At 73.0% G+C, this 20,845-nt stretch carries 15 protein-coding genes; 9 read left to right on the forward strand and 6 right to left on the reverse strand.

Going from position 1 to position 20,845, the window contains the following annotated elements; translation table 11 throughout:
* Positions 1–380: 380 nt before the first annotated feature.
* Entirely contained in the window at positions 381–743 is a 363-nt protein-coding gene (locus AQJ64_RS43505; protein WP_059203530.1) for a bifunctional 3-phenylpropionate/cinnamic acid dioxygenase ferredoxin subunit, read from the reverse strand.
* A gap of 198 nt (positions 744–941) precedes the next feature.
* Here AQJ64_RS43505 and AQJ64_RS43510 point away from each other — a divergent pair, with 198 nt between their 5' ends.
* Positions 942–1,442, forward strand: a complete 501-nt coding sequence (locus tag AQJ64_RS43510; RefSeq protein WP_059203531.1) for a lamin tail domain-containing protein — start codon at positions 942–944, stop codon at positions 1,440–1,442.
* Positions 1,443–1,501: 59 nt separating this feature from the next.
* On the opposite strand, the gene AQJ64_RS43515 is transcribed toward AQJ64_RS43510, so the two are convergent.
* Together AQJ64_RS43515 and AQJ64_RS43520 are read right to left on the reverse strand one after the other, a co-directional pair.
* On the reverse strand, positions 1,502–2,563 hold the full coding sequence (locus AQJ64_RS43515; RefSeq protein WP_211286536.1) for a PQQ-dependent sugar dehydrogenase: 1,062 nt from the start codon (positions 2,561–2,563) through the stop codon (positions 1,502–1,504).
* Positions 2,564–2,568: 5 nt separating this feature from the next.
* Positions 2,569–3,603: a glycoside hydrolase family 5 protein gene (locus tag AQJ64_RS43520; RefSeq protein ID WP_059203532.1), complete on the reverse strand. Its 1,035-nt coding sequence runs from the start codon at positions 3,601–3,603 to the stop codon at positions 2,569–2,571.
* Positions 3,604–4,086: 483 nt separating this feature from the next.
* On the opposite strand from AQJ64_RS43520, the gene AQJ64_RS43525 reads away from it, so the two are divergent.
* The 3 genes from AQJ64_RS43525 (at position 4,087) to rsgA (ending at position 8,455) form a co-directional block, all read left to right on the forward strand.
* Positions 4,087–5,562 (forward strand): glycosyltransferase family 2 protein, encoded by a 1,476-nt coding sequence (locus AQJ64_RS43525; protein WP_059203537.1) that lies wholly within the window; start codon positions 4,087–4,089, stop codon positions 5,560–5,562.
* A 178-nt stretch (positions 5,563–5,740) separates the two neighbouring features.
* Positions 5,741–7,267, forward strand: a complete 1,527-nt coding sequence (locus tag AQJ64_RS43530; protein ID WP_079062311.1) for an APC family permease — start codon at positions 5,741–5,743, stop codon at positions 7,265–7,267.
* Positions 7,268–7,345: 78 nt separating this feature from the next.
* Complete coding sequence (gene rsgA / locus AQJ64_RS43535; RefSeq protein WP_055633123.1) at positions 7,346–8,455, forward strand: ribosome small subunit-dependent GTPase A; 1,110 nt, start codon at positions 7,346–7,348, stop codon at positions 8,453–8,455.
* Between the two features lie 11 nt (positions 8,456–8,466).
* Here rsgA and AQJ64_RS43540 read toward each other — a convergent pair whose 3' ends face one another.
* The gene (locus AQJ64_RS43540) at positions 8,467–9,111 is read right to left on the reverse strand and encodes a histidine phosphatase family protein (protein ID WP_055633122.1); all 645 of its coding nucleotides are present in this window, start codon (positions 9,109–9,111) and stop codon (positions 8,467–8,469) included.
* 37 nt (positions 9,112–9,148) lie between these two features.
* Complete coding sequence (locus AQJ64_RS43545) at positions 9,149–9,901, reverse strand: SDR family NAD(P)-dependent oxidoreductase (protein ID WP_055633121.1); 753 nt, start codon at positions 9,899–9,901, stop codon at positions 9,149–9,151.
* A gap of 176 nt (positions 9,902–10,077) precedes the next feature.
* Between AQJ64_RS43545 and AQJ64_RS43550 the strand changes: the two genes are divergently transcribed.
* Genes AQJ64_RS43550 through AQJ64_RS43570 form a run of 5 tightly spaced genes read left to right on the forward strand, consistent with a single transcriptional unit; the run spans position 10,078 to position 19,921 of the window.
* Positions 10,078–11,394 (forward strand): aspartate aminotransferase family protein, encoded by a 1,317-nt coding sequence (locus AQJ64_RS43550; protein ID WP_063788694.1) that lies wholly within the window; start codon positions 10,078–10,080, stop codon positions 11,392–11,394.
* On the forward strand, positions 11,391–12,905 hold the full coding sequence (locus AQJ64_RS43555) for a class I adenylate-forming enzyme family protein (RefSeq protein ID WP_055633119.1): 1,515 nt from the start codon (positions 11,391–11,393) through the stop codon (positions 12,903–12,905). The genes AQJ64_RS43550 and AQJ64_RS43555 overlap by 4 nt, the downstream gene beginning before the upstream one ends.
* On the forward strand, positions 12,902–13,954 hold the full coding sequence (locus AQJ64_RS43560) for a ketoacyl-ACP synthase III family protein (protein ID WP_055633118.1): 1,053 nt from the start codon (positions 12,902–12,904) through the stop codon (positions 13,952–13,954). The genes AQJ64_RS43555 and AQJ64_RS43560 overlap by 4 nt, the downstream gene beginning before the upstream one ends.
* Positions 13,951–19,170, forward strand: coding sequence for a type I polyketide synthase (locus AQJ64_RS43565; RefSeq protein WP_059203533.1), 5,220 nt, complete (start codon positions 13,951–13,953; stop codon positions 19,168–19,170). The genes AQJ64_RS43560 and AQJ64_RS43565 overlap by 4 nt, the downstream gene beginning before the upstream one ends.
* Positions 19,157–19,921: an alpha/beta fold hydrolase gene (locus AQJ64_RS43570; protein ID WP_244902734.1), complete on the forward strand. Its 765-nt coding sequence runs from the start codon at positions 19,157–19,159 to the stop codon at positions 19,919–19,921. Before AQJ64_RS43565 ends, AQJ64_RS43570 begins: the two co-directional genes overlap by 14 nt.
* Here the strand turns inward: AQJ64_RS43570 and AQJ64_RS43575 are convergent.
* On the reverse strand, positions 19,867–20,841 hold the full coding sequence (locus AQJ64_RS43575; protein ID WP_055633931.1) for a Gfo/Idh/MocA family protein: 975 nt from the start codon (positions 20,839–20,841) through the stop codon (positions 19,867–19,869). The genes AQJ64_RS43570 and AQJ64_RS43575 overlap by 55 nt on opposite strands.
* Positions 20,842–20,845 lie beyond the last annotated feature (4 nt).

Genomic DNA, 20,845 nt, shown 5'->3' on the forward strand with positions numbered 1-20,845 from the left:
GCGTCCTCGGGCACACCCCGCCGCTGGGACACCTCGGTCTGTGTGGGGGTCACGATCGCCCTCTTTTCGGCGTTCAGCCGCGGAACCAGTGCTGCGGCCGAGGATGGATGTTCTGCCAGATGTGTTCGGGCCACACATGATGTGTTGCGCATCGCGCATTGAATTGCTTGTGGTGGAACACCCTGGCCGCCGCGCGGACAGGCGTCAAGGGTTTGGCGGATGACGATTTGACAAGGGGCCGATCAGCCCTTGCCTCCTGACCGGCAGTACAAAAAAGCCACCCCGAACCCGGGGCGGACCTCGGCGAGTTCGGGATGGTGACGGGCTTCAGCGGCGGCGGGCGGATCAGCGGGCGGGGCGCCGGCCACGGCCGCCACGCCTCACGCGGGTCCCCCTGCCGGCCGGGACGCCGCACACGGCGGAAGGTTGGGAGCCGCCTCCGACACCTTGACGTAGACCGTGCCGTCCTCGACCACGACCTCGTGGGTCCGCACCGGCAGCTTGGCCGGCGGGGCGTCCACCGCGCCGGTGCGCAGGTCGAACCTGGAGGCGTGCAGCGGGCACTCCACCTCACAGCCCTCCAGCCAGCCGTCGGCGAGCGAGGCGTCCTGGTGGGTGCAGGTGTCGTCGATGGCGAAGAGCTCGCCGTCGTCGGTGTGGAACACCGAGACCGGCGGGTCGATGTCGAGCCGGACGGCCTCGCCCCGCGGGAGATCCTCGAGACGGCACGCGGGAATCATCATGACACCTCGATGCGCACAGCGAAACGGATTGCGGAAAGCGCAACGTCAGTCTGAGGTCGCCCAGAACCCCTGTCAAGGCCTCCGAGCGGCCGCCTCGGGCCCGGCACCTCTTCACGGAATGAACACGCAGAGCACACGCCTCCCTCACATTCGGTATGCTCCAGGCGCTCCAATCGCACCATTGAGGGGGGATTCCTCATGCCCGCGCGCATGCGTCACATCCTGGCCGCCGTGTCCCTGGCGGGCGCGCTCGCCGTGTCGACCGCCGGTCCGGCCCAGGCCACCGAGTACACCTCCGCGCTGAAACTCAAGGGCGTGCAGTACGACGCGCCCGGCGCGGACTCGAACCGCTGCTCCGGCGGCAACACCAAGGACGAGTACCTGACGATCAAGAACTACTCCCGGACCGCGACCGTCGATCTCCGGGGGTACGTCGTCAAGGACGCCACGGGCAACAAGTTCACCTTCCCCGCGAGCCACAGGCTCGAGCCCGGTGACCATGTGAAGCTTCGGGGCGGCCGGGGCACCGACTCCGACGCCGGGAACGTCGTCTACCGCCAGAACTGCAACTTCATCTGGAACAACGACAAGGACACCATCTACCTCGTGAAGCCCAACGGCTCACGGGCCGACGTCCACTCCTACACCAAGCGCGCGAACGACGCGGACGGCAACGGCTACATCAATTTCCACGGCTGACGCCCCGGGGTCCCCGGAGCCGGGTCGGTACGGCTCGGGGGACCCCGTTCGGAGCGCGGTCAGCCGAGGTCGACCTGGAGGACCCGGTCCTTGCCCGGGCCCGCCTTGTCGGTGGTGACCCACAGGGCCTGCCTGCCCGGGACCTTCACGACGTCCCGGAGCCGGCCGAAGCCGCCCGCGTAGTACGCCACCGGGGTGCCGAGGCTGGTCCCGTCGACCGGGACGCGCCACAGCCGCCGGCCGCGCAGCGCGGCCACGTACAGGGCGCCGTCGACGTGGACGAGGCCGCTCGGCACGCCCTTGACGGGGTACCACATGCGCTTGGGGTCGGTCATGCCGGCGGTGGAGCAGACACCCTCGCAGGAGGGCCAGCCGTAGTTCCCGCCGGCCTGGACCAGGTTCAGCTCGTCGTGGGTGTCCTCGCCGATCTCCGTCTCCCACAGGTTGCCCTGGTCGTCCCAGTCGATGCCTTCCGGGTTGCGGTGGCCGTAGGAGTAGACGAGGGTGCCGAAGGGATTGCCCGGGGCGGGCTTCCCCTCCTTGGTCATGCGCAGGATCTTGCCGTTGAGTGAGTTCCTGTCCTGCGCCGAGCCGGGGGTGTCGGCGTCGCCGGTGGTGGCGTAGAGGTAGCCGTCGGGGCCGAACTTGATACGGCCGCCGTTGTGCAGCCCCTTCTCGATACCGGTGACGAGCGGGGTGTACCCGGTGAGCCGGGAGCCGTCGAACATCATCCGGGCGATGCGGTTGCCGTCCTTCGCCTGGTGATAGACGAAGATCTGGTGGTCCTGGCCCCAGTGGGGGGACAGGGCGATCCCGAGCAGGGTCTCCCCGCTGCCGGGGACGGCGATCGGGGGTTCGGCCGTGACCTCGGTCCTGGCGCCCGCCGGGGTGACCTTGAAGACCTTGAGGGTGTCCCGTTCGTTGATGAGTGCCGTACCGTCCGCCAGCCAGTTCACACCCCAGGGGTTGGTCCAGCCGGACGAGACGGTCCTGATGCCCGAGGGGACCGTCGGTGACGCGGCCGCACCGCTTGCGGCCGTCGTGAGCAGCAGTGCGGCCACCGCGGTCGCGGCCGAGGCGGTGCGGGCCGCGACCCCGCGGCGGGTCGGGGCGACGTACACCGAGATCAGCCTCTGATCCGGTCGCGGACCCAGACGCCGTTGGGCGAGAGCGCGTCGGTGCCGAACTTGCCCGTGCTGCAGGCGCCCTTCTTGAACACCGACAGGTCCTTGTGGTTGTCGGAGAGGCTCCAGTTCGTCCAGCCGATCTTCTTCTTGGCCATGAGGTCGACGAACTTCTGGGCCATCGGGTAGTCGGTGCCCCAGCCGTTCCAGGAGGCGACGGCCCACTCAGTGACGAAGATGGGGAGCTTGTCCGAGGCGCGGTCCAGCAGCTTCAGGAACTGCTCCCGCCCGGCCGTCGCATAGAAGTGGTAGGTGTACATGACGTTCTTGTCGCGGACGGGGTCGGCGATGATGATCTTCTCGTTGGTGGCCTCGGCCGCGCCGAGCGTGGCCCAGCCGCGCGTCGGGACGAGGACGACGCTGCCGGGGGCGCGGGAGCGGATCACCGGCATGATCTTCGCGGCGTAGTCCTTGATGGTGGACCAGCTCACGCCGTGGGGCTCGTTGGCGATCTCGTAGATCACGTTGTTCTTGTTCTTGTGCTTCTCGGCGATCGCCTTGAAGAACGCGCGGGCGTTGTCGAGGTCCTCGTGGGGATCACCCGGGTGGATGGTGTGCCAGTCGACGATGACGTACATGCCGCGGGCGCTCGCCATGTCGACGAGCTTGCTCGCCAGTTCGGTGTATTTCTTCGGATCCGCGCGATAGGCGCCCTCGCGGGCGTACGTCGAGACCCGCAGCACGCTCGCCTTCCAGTCCCGGGCGACGGCGTCCAGCGCGGCGCCGGTGAGACACTGCGGATACCACTGGGTGCCATGGGTGCTCATGCCGCGGAGCTGGACCGGCTGGTCGGACTCGCCGCACAGCTGGGTGCCGCAGACATGGAGCTTGCCGTAGGTCTGCACCGGGGTCTTGGCCTTGGGAGCCGTTCCGGATCCGGCCGCGTGCGCCGGGCCGGCGGGGAGGAAGCCGACCGCCGCCGCGAGAACCAGCGAGGTCCAGGCGACGCGACGGGTGCGGGAATGCGTTGAGGGCATGGGTGCCTCCAGTTCCTGAGGGTGGGGACCAAAGGCAAATATGACGATACGACGGCGCGGAGGTGAGGGACCGTCACCGCGATTCGTCCGAGCTCCGGTCAAGGTTCACCCGAGTGCAGAGACTGCGTTCCGCCGCCCCCGCCGAGGCCCTCGCGGCCGCTGTTCAGCCGCTCCTCGCCGGGCGCCACTCCGGCGCATCCTTCCTTCGAGGGACCGGTGCAGCAATCAGCCCAGCGGAAGGCGCGGGTCACACCCTCCGTGGCTATCGGTTGGAGGTGACCGACCCCCTTCAAGGAGCACACCTTGAGCCTGGATTCCTTTGACCTCGCACTGGAGACCGACCGACGGCAGTCCATCCCGCGCATAACTCCCCGGTCCGGGCAGCAAGCCGGCGCCGTGCTGCCCCAGCCCCCGGACGACGAGGAGAAGTACTCCTACGCCAGACGTCGTCTCTGGGTGCTCACCGGCGCCTCGCTCCTCAGCATGGGCTGTCTCGTCTACAGCCAGTTCCGGCTGATCCAGTCGTCGCCCTGGCTGTTCGTCCTGCTGCCGTGCCTGGTCTTCAGCATCCTCTACTACCTGGCCTCGCTGCGGGTGAACGGGTTCACCCGTGACTTCGACCTGGCGGCCCACCGCGACCTGGTCCGGGACTGGCGCCCCGGGACCCATCCGACGGTCGCCGTCTTCCTCCCGGTGTGCGGAGAACCCGCCGACGTCCTGGAGAACACCTGGCGGCATGTGCGCCGGCTCGCCGACCACTACCCCGGCCGGGCCACCGCGTATGTGCTCGACGACTCCGCCTCCGCCGAACTCGCCGCGATGGCGAAGGAGTTCGGCTTCGAGTACGGGAGCCGGCCCAACCGGGGCTGGTTCAAGAAGGCGGGCAATCTGCACTACGGGCTCGGTATCTCCGACGAGGAGTACGTCCTCATCCTCGACGCCGACTTCGCCCCGCGGGCGGATCTGCTGGAGGAACTCCTGCCGTACATGGACCACGACCCGAAGACCGGCATCGTCCAGTCACCGCAGTACTTCCGCGTGGCCCGGCGGCAGACGTGGATCGAGCGCGGCGCGGGTTCCGTGCAGGAGCTGTTCTACCGGGCCATCCAGGTGTCCCGGCAGCGCCACGGCGGCGCCATCTGCGTGGGCAGCTGCGCGGTGTACCGGCGGGCGGCCCTGGAGGACAACGGCGGTACGACGCTGATCGAGCACTCGGAGGACGTGCACACGGGCTTCGACCTCGGGCGCCTGGGCTGGAAGCTGCGCTATGTGCCGATCCCCCTCGCCACCGGCAACTGCCCCGACAACGTCAGCGCGTTCTACCACCAGCAGTACCGCTGGTGCTCGGGGTCGATGAGCCTGCTGGCCAGCAAGAAGTTCTGGAGCACCAAGCTCCGGCTCACCACCCGGCTCTGCTACTTCTCCGGCTTCCTCTACTACATCCACACGGCGGTCTTCACGTTCGTGGCGCCGCTGCTGCCGATCGTGCTGCTGGTGGCCATGCCGGAGAAACTCAAGGTCGGCTACACGCTGCTGGTGCTGCCCAGCGTCGTCTACACCCTGCTGGTCTTCCCGTTGTGGCACCGGTGTCCGTACCGGATCGAGGCCTGGGCCGTACGGCTGCTGTACGGCTGGGCCCATCTGTTCGCCATCTGGGACATCGCCCGGGGCCGGCGCCAGTCCTGGCGGCCCACCGGCTCGGCGTCCGCGGGCCGCAACACCCATCTGCGCCTGCGCATCGGCGTCCGGGCGTGGAACGGCGGTACGGCGGTGCTGTGGGTGGGCGCCGCGGCCTGGCGCATGATCACCCTGTACCCGCCGGACTTCGCGCTGGTCATGGCCTGCGGTCTGTTCTACGCCGTGGTCGTGGGCCGGGTCCTCGTGCCGCACCGGGCCCCGCGGGAGGAACCCGTCGCCCCGGTCGCGCGCCGACGGCTGGAACCCGCGGAGGGCCACTGAGGCCCGCGCGACACCCGAACGAGGTCCTCGCAGCCCGGCCGACGCGGCTGCGGGGACCTCGTTCATGAGCCTGTGTAAGTAATCGTCAAGACTTGCTCTCGAACACTTGTGGGCATTTGGGGCGGCGGCCCATCATTGGCCGGATCCCGCCCGTACCACGAGCATCCAGGAGCCCCCGGTGGCCGCTGGCCAGATCCTCTCCGAGCCGGCCGGCATGCCGGCGGCAGCCCAGGCCGAGCGGCGGAAACTGCGCAAGCACTTCGGCCGCTTCGACATCCTCTTCTTCCTCCTGTGCACCATCGTCGGCGTGGACACGATCGGCACGGTGGCCTCCTCCGGCGCCGAGGCGTTCACCTGGCTCATCGTGCTGGCCGTCGTGTTCTTCGTGCCGTCCGCGCTGCTGATCGCCGAGCTGGGCGCCGCGTTCCCCGACGAGGGCGGCCCCTACATCTGGACCAGCCGGGCCTTCGGGCGCCTGGCCGGCGCCGTCAACAACTTCCTGTACTGGATCACCAATCCGGTGTGGCTCGGCGGCACGCTGTCGGTGTCCGCGGTCACCGCCTTCACCGCCTTCTTCCACGACGGCAAGGACCTGAGCACCCCGGCGTTCTACGTCTTCACCCTCGCGTTCGTCTGGGTGGGCGTGCTCGCCGCGATCCTCTCCTTCGACGTCGGCAAGTGGATCCCCACCATCGGCGCCTGGAGCCGTTTCGTCCTCCTCGGCCTGTTCACCGTCACCGTCGTGCTCTACGGCGTCCGGCACGGCCTGCACGGCTTCGGGCTCGGCGACTTCTCCCCGACGTACGCCGGATTCGTCGGCCTGGTCCCCGTCCTGATGTTCAACTACGTCGGCTTCGAGCTGCCGAACACCGCCGGCGAGGAGATGACGGACGCCCAGCGGGACGTGCCCTTCGCCATCTTCCGCAGCGCCCTCCTCGCCGTCCTGCTCTACGCGCTGCCGATCCTCGGCATCCTGCTCGTCCTCCCGGTCAAGGCCGTCACCGGGCTCGGCGGGTTCATCGACGCGATCCGCCAGGTCTTCACCGTCTACGGCGGCTCCGTCGCCGGCGACGGCACCGCCACCCTCAGCGGCGCGGGCAGTGTGCTCGGGGACCTCGCCGCGATCCTGTTCATCCTCACCGTGCTGTCCTCCGGCGTCACCTGGGTCATGGGCTCCGACCGCGCCCTCGCCGTCTCCGGCTACGACGGCGCGGCGCCCCGCTTCCTCGGCGTCATCTCCAGCCGGTTCGGCACCCCGGTACGGGTCAACATCCTCAGCGGACTGGTCTCCACGGTCGTCCTGGTCCTGGCCCACCAGCTGACCGGCGGCAGCGCCGCCAAGCTCTTCGGTGCCGTCCTCGGCCTCGCCGTCTCCACCACCCTGGTCAGCTATCTGGGCATCTTCCCGGCCCTCGCGGTCCTGCGCCGCAAGGCCCCCGACACCCCCCGCCCCTACCGGGCGCCCCTCGCCCGCACGATCAGCACGGTGCTCACCGTGCTCGTCCTGTTCGCGAGCGTGCAGCTGATCGCCCCCGGCCTCGGCGACCACTGGTTCGGCCCCGCCTACGCCCCGGACGGCTGGACCCACGCCGAACGCTGGAAGTACCTGCTGACCGAGGCCGTCCCGCTGGCCGGTTTCATGCTCCTCGGCGTCCTCTTCTGGGCCCTGGGCACACCGACCCGCACCGCGGCCGCCAAGCGCTGACCCACCCGACGGGGAAACCCGGGGGTCAACGGCCGAGCGGCCGGCTGTTTGGGCAGGGTCGGCCGGTACAGTGGTGGCTTGACCTCCTCCCCCGCCGCCCCGCACCCGCTCCTCCCCTACGGCTGGAGCGACGCCGTCGCGACCGGATTCGCCCGAGCGGCGGCACAGGGGCTGAGCCCCGGCCGGGTGGTGCGGGTGGATCGCGGGTCCTGCGAGGTGGTGACCGTCGGCCCGGGCGGGCGGGCGGAGTGCGTGCGGGCGGGTACCGGGGCGCCGGCCTCCGCCGATTCCACGGGCCATCCCTGTACCGGTGACTGGGTGGCGGTCGACGGGGAGCAGCACGTCGTGCGGGCGGTGCTGCCGCGGCGTACGGCGTTCGTGCGGGCCGTCTCCTCGCAGCGGTCGGACGGGCAGGTGCTGGCCGCGAACATCGATCAGGTGCTGATCGCCGTGTCCCTGGCGGACGAGCTGGACCTCGGGCGCGTCGAGCGGTTCCTGTCCCTGGCGTGGGAGAGCGGCGGACAGCCGGTGGTGGTGCTGACCAAGGCCGATCTGGTGCCCGACGCGAGGACCCTGTCGTATCTCGTGGAGGACACCGAGCGGGTGGCCCCCGGGGCGCGGGTGCTGCCGGTCAGCGCGGCCACCGGGCAGGGGATGGACCTGCTTGCCGCCCTGGTCCGCGGCGGCACGGCCGCGCTGCTCGGCCTGTCCGGTGCGGGGAAGTCCACGCTGGCCAACGCGCTCACGGGGACGGACGGGCAGCGGGTGGACGCCACCCGGGACGGCGACGGCAAGGGGCGGCACACGACCACGACGCGTGATCTGCTGCCGCTGCCGGGCGGCGGGGTCCTCATCGACACGCCGGGGCTGCGCGGTGTGGGACTGTGGGACGCGGACGGCGGTCTCGCCCAGGCCTTCACCGATGTCGAGGCCCTCGCCCGGGACTGCCGCTTCCACGACTGCTCGCACCGGACGGAGCCCGGCTGCGCGGTGCTCGCGGCCGCCGAGGACGGGACCCTCCCGCTGCGGCGGCTGGAGAACTACCACAAGCTGGCCCGGGAGAACGAGCGGATCGCCGCCCGCAGCGACGCGCGCCTGAGCGCGGAGCTGCTGCGGGACTGGAAGCGGAAGAAGGCGCTGGGCCGTCACATGATGGAGCGCAAGCGGGGGCCCCGGCAGGACGGTTGAGGCGGGCGCGCTCAGGCCTCGTCGAGATGCCGTGCGTCGTCGAAGCGGCCCAGTCTCCACCGGGTACCGTCGTGGACGAACTCGTTGATCGAGGTCACCGCCGGGGTCGCGTCGGTGAACAGCGTCTGCGGCACCACGTCCAGCAGCGCGGACATCACCGCGACGATGAGACCGGCGTGGCAGACCACGACGGCGGACCCGCCCCGGTGCCGGGACAGCAGCGTGTCGGCGGCGCGGCCGGCCCGGATCCGGAACTGGTTCCAGGTCTCCCCGCCGGGCGCGAAGGGCCGGTCGGGATCGGCCGTCATGTCGAACGAGCCGTGGCGGCGCAGGTGTTCCTCGACGGACAGCCCGTCGGCGGCCCCGAAGTCGAGTTCCCGCACCTCCCGTTCGACGTCCGGCGCCCCGACGCGCAGCCCCCTGGCGAGGATGTCGGCGGTCTCGCGGGCCCTGCGGACGGGGCTGGTCAACAGCGCGTGCGGCCGCAGCCGTTCCGCCGCCAGCCGGGCCGTGAGACGCGCGGCCTGTTCCCGGCCCCGTTCGGTGAGCCCCCGGCAGCTGCGGGAGCCCGCGATCAGCTTCTTCACGCTGGCGTGCGACTGCGCGTGCCGCACCAGCAGGACATGGGTGGAGGAGCCGTGTGCGCTGTGTTCCATGCGTGTGGTGGTCCTTGGATCGGCCTGGGGAAACAGGTCAGTGGAGATCCCAGCCGCCGTCGACCGTGAGGCTCTGGCCCGTGATGAAACCGGCTTCCGGGGAAACCAGAAACGCCACGGCCGCCGCCACGTCCTCGGGACGCCCATGCCGTTTGATGCATTGGCGGGCGAATTCCCGTTCACGCCAGGCCGGGTAATCCGGATGAGAACGTTGCCGGGCACTGAGTTCGATCGGCCCCGGTCTCACGGAATTCACTGTAATCCCATGTGGGCCGAGTTCGCGGGACAGAGCGCGCACGAATGCCTCGAGCCCGCCTTTCGCGGCGATGTAGGGGGCGAGTTCCACGCGTCCGATCCGGGTGAGCACGGTGGAAACGGCAACGATCCGGCCAGACCCGCGCGCCACCAAATGCGGGGTGGCGGCCCGTGCGCAGGCGATATGCGCGAGGAGATTGATGTCGATGGCCGATCTGACCTCGTCCCAGGTTGTTTTCTGCCATGGCGCATATGTGTATGCGCCGGCATTGCAGACAAGGACATCCAGCCTTTCCCGGCACCGTGCCATGACCTCCCCGAGCCGTTCCACGGTCTCCTCACGGGTGAGGTCCCCGGGCACGGTGGCGACGACGTCCGCACCCGCCGCCGTCACCTCCTCGACGGTCCTGACCAGGCCGGAGTCCTGGATCAGATGGGTCAGCACCAGGTCATGGGTGGCGGCGAGCCGTACGGCGACGGCGGCCCCGAGGCCCGAACCCGCCCCCGTGACCACGGCGACGCCCCGAGAAGACATCACATTCCTCCTCCGCAACGCGGCCTGATCACCCGTCCGATCCTGCCACCCAAGACTGGCCGATCACCCCCCGTGATCCGGCCATTCCGGCAAGGGCCGCTGTCGACCGTCAAAGCTCTGCGGCATTCTGTGGTTTCGGATCAGGCCGACGAAGCTGGAGGTTTTCAGTGGGTGCCATGGACGCCGAACGTCGGACGAATACTGATTACCTGAAAAGCATCAAGGAGGTCGTCGCCGGGGGCGTCAGCAGCAGCATGCGTGCCACGGCGGTACCCGTCCCCCTCGTCGTACGGCGCGCCCACGGCTGTTCGATCCGGGATGTCGAGGACAGCGAGCTCGTGGACTTCAACATGGGCTACGGTCCCCATCTCTTCGGCTACGCGGACCCCGATGTCGCGGAGGCCGTGGCCGATCAGTTCACCCAAGGTCATATGACCGGTCTGCCGCACGCATTGGACGCCGAGGCCGGCGGACTCGTCGCCGAACTGGTGCCCGGCGTGGAGCAGATCCGGTTCGCCAATTCCGGCACCGAGGCGGTCGCCTCCGTCCTGCGCCTCGCCCGGACCGTCACGGGCCGCTCCCTGGTGGTCACCTTCGAGGGGCACTACCACGGCTGGAGCGAGACCGTGCTGCGCGCCGGCAAGACCACGCTCCAGATCGCGGGCACCCGGCCGACGGACGTCGTCCCCGGGGCACCCGGGATGATCCCCGAGGCACTCGCGCACACCGCGCAGCTTCCGTGGAACGACACCGACGCCGTCCGGGAGTTCTTCGCCCGCAACGGCGACCGGACGGCCGCCGTGATCCTGGAACCGGTGCTGGCCAACGCCGGGGTGATCCCCCCGGCCCCCGGCTTCCTGGAACTGCTGCGCGACCTGACCTCGGCCTGCGGAGCGCTGCTCGTCTTCGACGAGGTGATCACCGGCTTCCGGGTCGCCCGCGGCGGGGCGCAGGAGCGGTACGGCGTCGAGCCCGACCTCACCGTGCTGTCCAAGGTGATGGGCGGCGGCTTCCCCGTCGCGGCGTTCGGCGGACGCAAGGAAGCCATGCGGCTGCTCGCCACGAACGAGGCGCACCACGCCGGTGTCTACGCCGGGAACCACGCCGCCCTGCGCGCGGTCGTCGCCATGCTCACCAAGATCCGCGCCCGGCCCGGACTGTACGACGAGCTGGAGGCGATCGGCGCCGACGCGGAGGCGGCGCTGCGCGAGGTGTTCGCCGCCGAGAAGCGACCGGTGCACATCAGCCGGGTCGGCACCCTGATGTGCGTGGCGCTGCTGCGCAAGCCGCCCGAGCGGCACGGCACCCTGCGCGACCTCGCCGACGCCGTCGACTTCTCCCGGCACCGCCGCTTCCAGACCCTGGCCCAGCGCGAGGGCGTCTACTTCCACCCCAACGCGCTGGAACCGTGGTTCCTGAGCACCGCGCACACCGGCGAGGTCCTCGACAAGGCGGCAGGGGCGTTGCACCGCGCGCTGACCGAGCTCGGATGACGGCCGCGCGCACGGAACTGCTCTCCCTGCTGCGCGAGCGGGCGGCCCGGCTCGGGGACACACCGCTGATCAGCGACGAGAGCGGCAGCACCGGTGCGGGGGAGCTGGTCGAGCGGGTCGACGCCAAGGCGCGGGCGCTGCGGGCGGCGGGCGCGGGCCCCGGAGTCCTCGTGGGGACCCTGGGCGGGCCCGCGGCCGAGTTCGTCAGCGAGGTGTTCGCGATCCTGGCCACCGGGGCGGTCGCCGTACCGCTCTCACGCCGGCTGACCCCGTGGGAGCTGGGGCGGCTGGGTGAGCGCTGCCCGCTCGACCTCCTGTGGACCCCTCTGGAGTCGCCGTCGGCGCTCCCCTTCCCGGCCGGGGACTGCGGGGCGCGCCGCCTGACGAGCCACCGGGAACCGTCGCGCCGGCCGCCGGGCCCGGCGGAGACGGCGCGCCGGCCCGCGTTCGAGGCGGCGGCGACGGCCCAGCTCACCTCGGGCACCACCGGGCATCCCCGGGTCGCGCTGCGGTCCGCCGCCGCGCTGCTCGCCGAGGTGGAGAACTACCGCGCGGCCCTCGCACTGGGCCCGGACAGCCGGCTGTTGTGTCCGGTGCCGCTCCAGCACGCCTACGGCTTCGGGCTGTGCGCCCTCGCCGCGCCCCTGGCGGGCGCCCACGTCCGCTGTACGGCCCCGGACAGGCCGCGGCTGCTGCTGCGCGAGATCGCCGACGACGGGGTGACGCTGTTCGTCGGGGTGCCGCCCTTGCTGCGGCTGCTCGCCCGGTCCGCCCGCTCGCTGCCCCCCAAGGGGCGCCCGGTGGGGTTCCTCTCCGCCGGGATGGCGCTGGACGCGCACACCGCCGAGCTGGTCGCGGCCCGGCTCGGCGGACACGTCGGCCAGGTCTACGGCACCACCGAGACCGGTCCGATCTGTGTGACCCGTCCGGCCCCGTGGCGGCCGGAGGTCACCGGCCCCGGCGCCCCTCTGCCCGGGGTGGAGGTCCGGCTGTCCCCCGTCCCGGACACCGGGGACGACGCCGGGAAGGCCACCGGCACGGGACGACTGGTCACCGTCGTGTCGCGGTCGGCGATGCTCGGTTACGCCGAGCGGGACACCGTCGACACGACACCGCTGCGGGGCGGGTTCACCACCGGTGACCTGGCCCGCTGGGAGGAAGGGCGGCTCGTCCTCACCGGGCGGCTGTCCACCTGCATCAACGTCGCGGGCGTCAAGATCGGCCCGGAGGAGATCGAGGCGGTCCTGCTCGCCTTCCCGGAGGTCGTCTCCTGTCTCGTCTCCGGCGCCGACGACCCGGTCCTCGGGCAGCGGATCGTGGCGACGGTGACCCCCGGGACGGTCGACCTGGCGAAGCTGGAGCGCTTCTGCCGGGAGCGTCTGTCGCCCTCCTGGGTCCCGCATGCCTTCGCCTCCGTGGCGCACCTGCCCACCACCGAGACCGGGAAGGTCATCCGACCGAGGACCGGACCGCCGGGACAGCCCGGACGTCCGGACAGTGAGGACAAGTGAACGTGCGAACAGAGAACCTCTTCCTGGCAGGCACCGGCGCGTACATCCCGCCCAGGGCGAGTGTGGCCGAGGCGGTGCGGCGCGGGGCGTACGACAGGGAGCGGATGGACTCCTGCGGGTGGCGGAACATCGCCGTGTCCGACGGGGTCTCCGCCCCGGACATGGCGGTGGCGGCCGTACGGCAGGCGGTGCGCCGCTCGGGGCTCGGCCCGGAGGACATCGACCTCCTCGTCCACTCCTGCGCCTACCACCAGGGACCCGACGGCTGGTCGGCGCCGCACTACATCCTGCGGTCCACCCTCGGTTCCACCGTGCCGGCGCTGACCGTGGAGCAGGGCTGCAACGCGTTCCTCGCCGCCCTGGAGATGGCCGCCCAGTACCTGCTGTGCGCCTCCTCGCGCAACGGGGCCGTGGTGAGCGCGGCGGACAACTTCGGTGCCCCGTCCGTCGACCGGTGGTACGCGCACCGGGACGCGGTGCTGGCCGACGCGGCGACGGCGGTCGTGCTGTCGAAGCAGTCCGGCTGGGCCGCGCTGCGCTCGGTGGAGTCGGTCTCGCTCCCGCACTTCGAGATCCTCAACCGGGGCCACGAGCCGATCTTCCCGCCGGCCGTCACCACCGGGCGCGCGCTCGACATGAACGAGCATCTGGAGGCGATGGTCGAGGAGCTGGGCCCGAAGGCGTCCGAGATCGTGCAGGAGTACGGGGCGAGCGGGACGAAGCTGGTCGAGCAGGTGACGGCCGAGGCGGGGATCGCCGTGGCGGACGTGTCCCGGGTGCTCCATCTCGGCGCCGCCACCGCGGACTTCCTGGACAGCCATCTGCGGCCGATGGGGCTGGACGCCGCGCTGGGCGCCGTCGACTTCTTCCGCGACGTGGGGCACGCGGGCGCCACCGACGTGGGACTCCAGCTCAACCACCATGTGGAGGCCGGTGACCTGAGCGCGGGCGATCATCTGCTCCTGCTGAGCGCCGGGCCCGGACTGATGATCACCGCCGCGGTCGTCACCGTGCTGGAGACCCCGGGTTCCGAGGGGAGGGACGCGTGACGCGGGCCCACGTCCCCCCGGCGGCCGGGCCCGAGGAGCCCGTCGCCGTCGTCGGGCTGAGCTGCCGGTACCCCGGTGCGGCCGACTCCCCCGCCGCGTTCTGGGACCTCCTCGTCGAGGGGCGGGACGGCATCGGGGACGGAGCGGAGCGCTGGGCGCCGTACGCGCAGGCGGGGCCCGAGCAGGAGGCCGTCGTACGGGCCACCACGAGCCGGGGCGGTTTCCTCGCCGACATCGCCGGTTTCGACGCGGAGTTCTTCGGGATCGCGCCGCGCGAGGCCGAGCTGATGGACCCGCAGCAGCGGCTGCTGCTCGAGCTGGCCTGGGAGGCCCTGGAGGACGCGGGGATCCCGCCCCTGGGCCTCGGCGGCGGCGACTGCGGGGTCTTCGTGGGCGTCGGATCGGACGACTACGGGCGGCGGCTGCTGGAGGACCTCCCCGGCATCGAGGCGTGGACCGGGATCGGCGCGGCGCTGTGCGCCACCGCGAACCGGGTCTCCCACAGCCTCGATCTGCGCGGCCCGAGCCTCGCCGTGGACACCGCCTGCTCGGCGTCCCTGGTCGGCGTCCATCTGGCCCGCCGGAGCCTGCTGTCCGGGGAGTGCGACCTGGCGCTGGCGGCCGGGGTCAACCTCATGGTCGCGCCGGGGCTGTCGGTGACCCTGGACCGGGCGGGCGCCACCTCGCCGGACGGCCGCAGCAAGCCCTTCGACGCCTCGGCGGACGGCTACGGCCGGGGCGAGGGCGCGGGCGTCCTCGTCCTGAAGCGGCTGCCGGACGCCGAGCGGGCGGGCGACCGGGTGCTGGCGGTGATCCGGGGCAGCGGGGTGAGCCAGGACGGGCGTACCGCCGGCATCATGGCGCCCAGCGGCGCGGCGCAGGCGGACCTGCTGCGCAGGACGTACGAGCGGTGCGGGATCGCGCCCGCCGGTGTGGACTACGTGGAGGCGCACGGGACCGGCACCGTGGCGGGCGACCCGCTGGAGGCCGGGGCGCTCGCGGCGGTCTTCGGCACGGGCCGGCCGGCGGAGCGCCCGTGTCTGATCGGGTCGGTGAAGGGCAACATCGGGCATCTGGAGGCCGGTTCCGGAATCGCCGGGATGATCAAGACGATCCTCGCCCTGGTGCACGAGGAGATCCCGCCCAGCGTGCACTTCTCCGCGCCCAACCCGCGCATCCCGTGGGAGGAGTCGCGGCTGCGGGTGACCCGGGAGCGCACCCCGTGGCGGCGCGGGCAGCGGCCCCGGCGGGCGGGCGTCTCCAGTTTCGGCTACGGCGGCACGATCGCCCACGTCGTCCTGGAGGAGGCGCCCGCCGGGCCCGTGCCGTCCCCCGCCGAGCGGGACGCGCCACCCCGGCTGTTCCCGCTCTCCGGGCGGTCCGAGGCGGCCGTCCGCCAGGACGCGGCCCGGCTCGCCGACTGGCTGGCCGGGCCGGGCGCGGACGTGCCGCTCGGCATCCTCGCCCGGGACCTCGGGGCGCGGCGCAGCCATCTGGACCGCCGGGTCGCCGTCGTCGCCGCCGGTCCCGGTGAACTGGAGGGCGGGCTGCGCCGGTTCGCGGCGGGCGGGTCGGCCCCGGGAGTCGTCGAGGGCCCGGTGGCGGGCGGCGGCGACGGGGTGGTGTGGGTGTTCTCCGGCACCGGCGCCCAGTGGCCCGGCATGGGCCGTGAACTGCTGGCCACGGAGCCCGTGTTCGCCGAGGCGGTCGACCGGATCGGACCCGTGTTCGCCGAGGAGATCGGCGCGACGGCCCGGGAGCTGATCGAGAGCGGGGACATCGGCCGCGTCGACGTCGCCCAGACGATGATCTACGCGGTCCAGCTCGGTCTGGCCGCCGTCTGGCGGTCGCTCGGGTTCACGCCGTCGGCGGTCCTCGGCCACTCGATGGGCGAGATCGCGGCCGCCGTGACGGCCGGGATCCTGTCGCCGCAGGACGGTGCGCGGCTGGTGTGCCGGCGCAGTGTGCTGCTGCGGCGGGTGGCCGGTGCGGGCGGCATGCTGATGATCGGCCTGCCCGCCGAGGAGACCGAGGCCCGGCTGGGCGGCGCCGGGGGAGTCGTGCCGGCGGTGTTCGCCTCGCCCACGTCGACCGTGGTGGCGGGCGGGACGGCGGAGATCGACGCGCTCGCCGGGGAGCTGGCGGGGGATCCGGCCCTGCTGGTGCGCCGGGTGGACAGTGACGTGGCCTTCCACAGCCCGCAGATGGAGCCCCTGGCGAAGGAACTCGCGGAGGCCGCCGCCGACCTCGCCGTCCGCGCCCCCCGCCTCCCCGTCTACGGCACCGCGCTCGCGGATCCCCGGGACGCGGCTCCCCGCGACGGCGCCTACTGGGCGGCCAATCTGCGCAACCCGGTGCGGTTCGCCGGGGCGGTGACCGCGGCGGCCGAGGACGGGTTCCGGACCTTCCTGGAGGTGTCGGCCCATCCCGTGGTCCGCCACTCCGTGCAGGAGAGCCTGGAGGCGGCCGGGGCCGACCGGCACTGTGTCGCGGGGTCGCTGCGCCGGGACGGCGGCGGGCTCGCCCAGCTGCTGGCGAACGCGGGACTGCTGTACTGCGCGGGAGCGGCCGTGGACTGGCCCGCCGGCCCCGGCGCTCCGCCCCTGTCCCTGCCGCCCCGGAGCTGGCGGCGGCAGCGCCACTGGCGGGAGCTGACGGTCCGCCGGCCCGACCGCGGCCGGCCCGACCGCACACGCCGCACCCTGCTGGGGTCGCGCAGCACCCTGGCCGGAAGCAGCCCGCTGGACCTGTGGCGCACCCGCGTCGACGTCCGGTCACGGCCGTATCCGGGCAGTCACACCATCCACGGCGTCGAGATCGTCCCGGCGGCCGTCGTCCTCCAGACCTTCCTGGACGCGGCGGGCCGGCGGGGTCTGTCGGGGGTGTCGTTCGGGCTGCCGCTGACCCTGGCCGAGGCCCGGGACGTCGACGTGGTCGCCCAGGACGGCGTCGTACGCCTGCTGTCCCGGACCGTCGAGCCCGACGAGGCCGGTACCGCGGACCCGGGCGAGGGCGGCCGGCCGTGGCTGACCCACGCCACGGCCTCCGCGTCCGACGAGCCGGCGCCACCGGCCCTTCCCGCGGCCGACGGCGGGCCCGGGGCGGCGCTCGCCGCGGACCGGATCGTCGCCGAGCTGGCGTCGGTCGGGGTGCCGTCGATGGCCTTCCCCTGGCGCGTGGACCGGCTGGAGCGTCTCGCCGGGGGGCTGCGCGCGGACGTCGTCGCGGCCGACGAACCGGTCTGCGCGGCGCGGACCTGGGCCCCGCTGTTCGACGCCGCGCTGTCCATGGCGGCCGTCGCCTTCCCGGGACCCGCCGCGCTGCGCGTGGTGGCCGGGGTGGGGCGGGTGTGGACCATGGGCGAGCCGCCGGTGCGCGCCCGGATCGAGGCGCTGGTGGACGGAGCGGTCACCGCCGCCGGGGGCACGGTGGGCGTACGGGTCTCGGCGGAGGACGGACGGACCGTGGCCGTGCTGGCCGGGGTGCGGTACGCGGGCGCGGAGGCGGAGCCCCGTCCCGGCGCGCCCGGGCGGCTCCTGTTCCGGACGGACTGGCGGCCCCTCCCCCACGGGGGTCCCGCCCTCCCCCGGACCCTGGTGGCGATCGGCACGGACGGCGCGCTGGCCGCCCAACTGCGCACCACGGCCGACCAGTTGGGTGTCGCGTGGCTGCCGGCGGAGGATCCGGACGCGCTCGACGGGCTGCGCGGACGGGTGTCCGGGCCGGTGGACGTCCTCGTGCTGCCCTGCGCGGAGCCGCTGACGGCCGGGGACCTCGCCGGGCGGGAGGCGTGGCGGCTCGCGTGGGCGGCGCAGCGGCTCGGTGTGTGGCCGCCCGGTACGGCGCGGCTGTGGTCGCTGACCACCGGTGTCCGGGAGGCGGACCGGCTGGAGGCGGTGGCCCAGGCGTCCCGGTGGGGGCTCGGCCGGGTCGTCGGGGGCGAACACCCCGGTCTGTGGGGCGGCACCCTCGATCTCGGTCCGCGGCCCACGAGGGACGACCTGGTCACCGCGGTGCGGGTGATCGCCCGGAACCCGGGCGAGGACGTGGTCGCGGTCCGCGAGGGCGAGGCCTTCGTGAACCGGCTGGTCCCCGCCGGTCCGGGCGCCGGCCACGCCCCGCCCCGGTGCCGGCCGGACGGCACCTACCTCGTCACCGGTGGCCTGGGCGGCCTCGGGGGCGAGATCGCCCGGTGGCTGGTGGAGCGGGGCGCGCGCCGTCTCGTCCTGGCAGGACGCGGTGGTCTGCCGCCCCGGTCACGGTGGGACGCCGTGACGGATCCGGCCCTGGCCCGCCGTATCGAGACCGTACGGACGCTGGAAGCGCTCGGGGTGACCGTGCGGGTGGTGGCCCTCGATCTGGCCGACCCGGAGGCCGCGGCGGCCGCGCTGTCGCCGGACGCGCTGGGCCTGCCCCCGATCCGCGGGGTCGTGCACGCGGCCGGGGTCCTGCACGACCAGCTCGTCGACCGGCTGGACCCGGCGGCGCTGGCGGCGGTGCTGCGGCCCAAGGCCGGTGGCGCCCTGACCCTGCGCCGGCTGTTCCCGCCGGGGTCGCTGGACTTCCTGGTCCACTTCTCCTCGTGCGGCCAGTTCCTGGGCCTGACCGGTCAGGCGGCGTACGCCTCCGCCAACGCGTTCCTCGACGCCCTGGCCGCCCACGACCGTGCCCAGGGGGTGGCCGGCAGTCTGAGTCTGGCGTGGACGTCCTGGCGGGGCCTGGGCATGGCGGACAACGCGGCGGTCGACGCCGAACTGCGGGCCCACGGGGTCGGGGACATCACCGCGGCCGAGGCCTTCGGCGCCTGGGACCTGGCCGTCCGGTCCGGGGACGCCGCCCTCGCCGTGCTGCGGACGGTGCCGCTGCCGCCCGGGGCACGGCGGACGGGCCTGCTGGGCGAACTCACCGACGACCCGCCCCCCGAGCCGGCCGGGCCCGCCGGGATGCCGCAGGCGGCGGACCTCACCGAGGAGGCGCTGCGGCAGCTGCTGCACGAGCAGACGGTCTCCGTCATCGTCAGCGAGATGAAGCTGGACCCGGCGGAACTGGACCCGGACCGGTCGCTGCTGAGGACGGGGCTGGACTCGGTGATGGCGATCGTCATCCGGCGGCGGCTGGAGCGGCTGCTGGAGCGCAGGCTGCCGGCCAATCTGGTCTGGCACCAGCAGACGGTCACGGCCATCGTGGACTACCTCGTGACCAGTGCCCGTTCCTGACACCGCGGTGACGTTGGCCTGCCGGATCACCGGTGATCCGGCGGGGCGGCCGACCGTGCTGCTCCACGCCCTGGGCGACACCGGGCGCGGCTGGGACCGGCTGGTGTCCGCGCTGCGGCCCCTGGGGCGCCGGGTGTTCGTGCCGGACCAGCGCGGGCACGGCCTGAGCCCGAGGGTCCGTGCGGACGCGTACACCTTCGAGCTGATGTACCGGGACGTGCTGGCGTTGCTGGACCGTCACCGTCTGGACGGCGTCGACCTGGTGGGGCATTCCATGGGCGGTCATGTCGCCTGGCTGGTCGCGCAGCGGCAGCCCTGGCGGGTGGGCCGGCTGGTGATCGAGGACACGCCTCCGCCGCCGCGCGACGGGGCGGCGGAGGCGGAGCTGCGGGCCCGGTCCCGGCAGGCCGGCGACCGGGCGCCCGTCGTCTCGCTGTACCGGGAGTTCCGTGAGCTGCTGCGCACGGGAGAGCTGGACGGGGCCGCGGTGCGCCCGGTCATCGACGGCCTCCGGCGGGCGGATCCCGGCTGGTGGCGGCGGCTGCCCGAGGTCACCGCCGAGACCCTGGTGATCAGCGGGGGCCGCTCCAGCCCGGTGCCCCGGTCCCTGCTGGCGGAGGTGGCGGCGGCGGTGCCCCGGGGGCGGCTGCTGGCGCTCGACGCGGGCCACTACGTGCATCGCGCGCAGCCGGAGCGCTACTGCGCCGAGGTGGCCCGCTTTCTCGGCCGAGGCCGACGGGCGTGCTCGTAGGCCGACTCGACGAGGAGCTGGAGCGCCAGGGCGTCTTGGGCGCCCACCTTGGCGTGCGGGCCGCCGGCCGCGCCCGTCATCCGGTCGAAGTACGCCGAGACCGCCGCGAGTTCGGGCCGCTCGCCCCCCTTGTCGACCGTGCCGTCCGCCCGGCGCAGTTCGCCCCGGCGCAGATCGAGGACGTGGTCGCCGCCGGGGGTGGTGACGGTGACCGAGGTCTCCAGCCGGCGCGCGGCCCGGTCGATGTCCAGGGTCGCCGGCAGGCCCCGGAAGGACAGGTCCAGCCGGACCCGCTCCTCGACGTCCGGCGCGTCCACCTCGCACCGCTCGACCTCGGCCGGGCCGAACACCGTGGTCAGCAGGTCGAGGGCATGGGGTCCGAGGTCGAGCAGGGCACCGCCGCCGGCCCTGCGGGCGTCGCCGTACCAGGGGGTGCGGGCCCGCCAGACCCGGTTGCCGGGAGTGGCGAAGGAGAACGCGACGCGCCGCGCCCCCGGTCGTGCCGCCTCGGCGAACGGCTCGAGGAGCGGATGGAAGCGGAAGGGCATGTTCACCCCCAGCAGCTCCTCGGCGGCGGGATGGGCGGCGATCCGGCGCGCGTCCGCCACCGTCGCGGCGAGGGGTTTCTCGCACAGCACCGCGATACCGGCGTCCAGCGCCGCCAGTACCGGTGCGGCATGGGCGTCGTTGGGGGTGCAGACGCTGATCAGGTCCGGCCGGGTCTCCTCGATCAGCCGGTCGACGCGGGTGCCGGTCCACACCCCCGGCCGGTCCGCCGTCAGCTCCCTGGCCCGTTCGACGTCGGTGTCCACCACGCCCACCAGGTGCATCGCGTCGCGTTCGTCGGCGCAGGGCAGGTGGTAGCGCTCGAACACCCTGCCGCAGCCCACGGCCGCGAACCGGATCCGCTCGCCGGGCATCCCC

The sequence above is a fragment of the Streptomyces griseoruber genome (genome assembly GCF_001514205.1).
Classification (GTDB): Bacteria; Actinomycetota; Actinomycetes; order Streptomycetales; family Streptomycetaceae; genus Streptomyces; species Streptomyces griseoruber.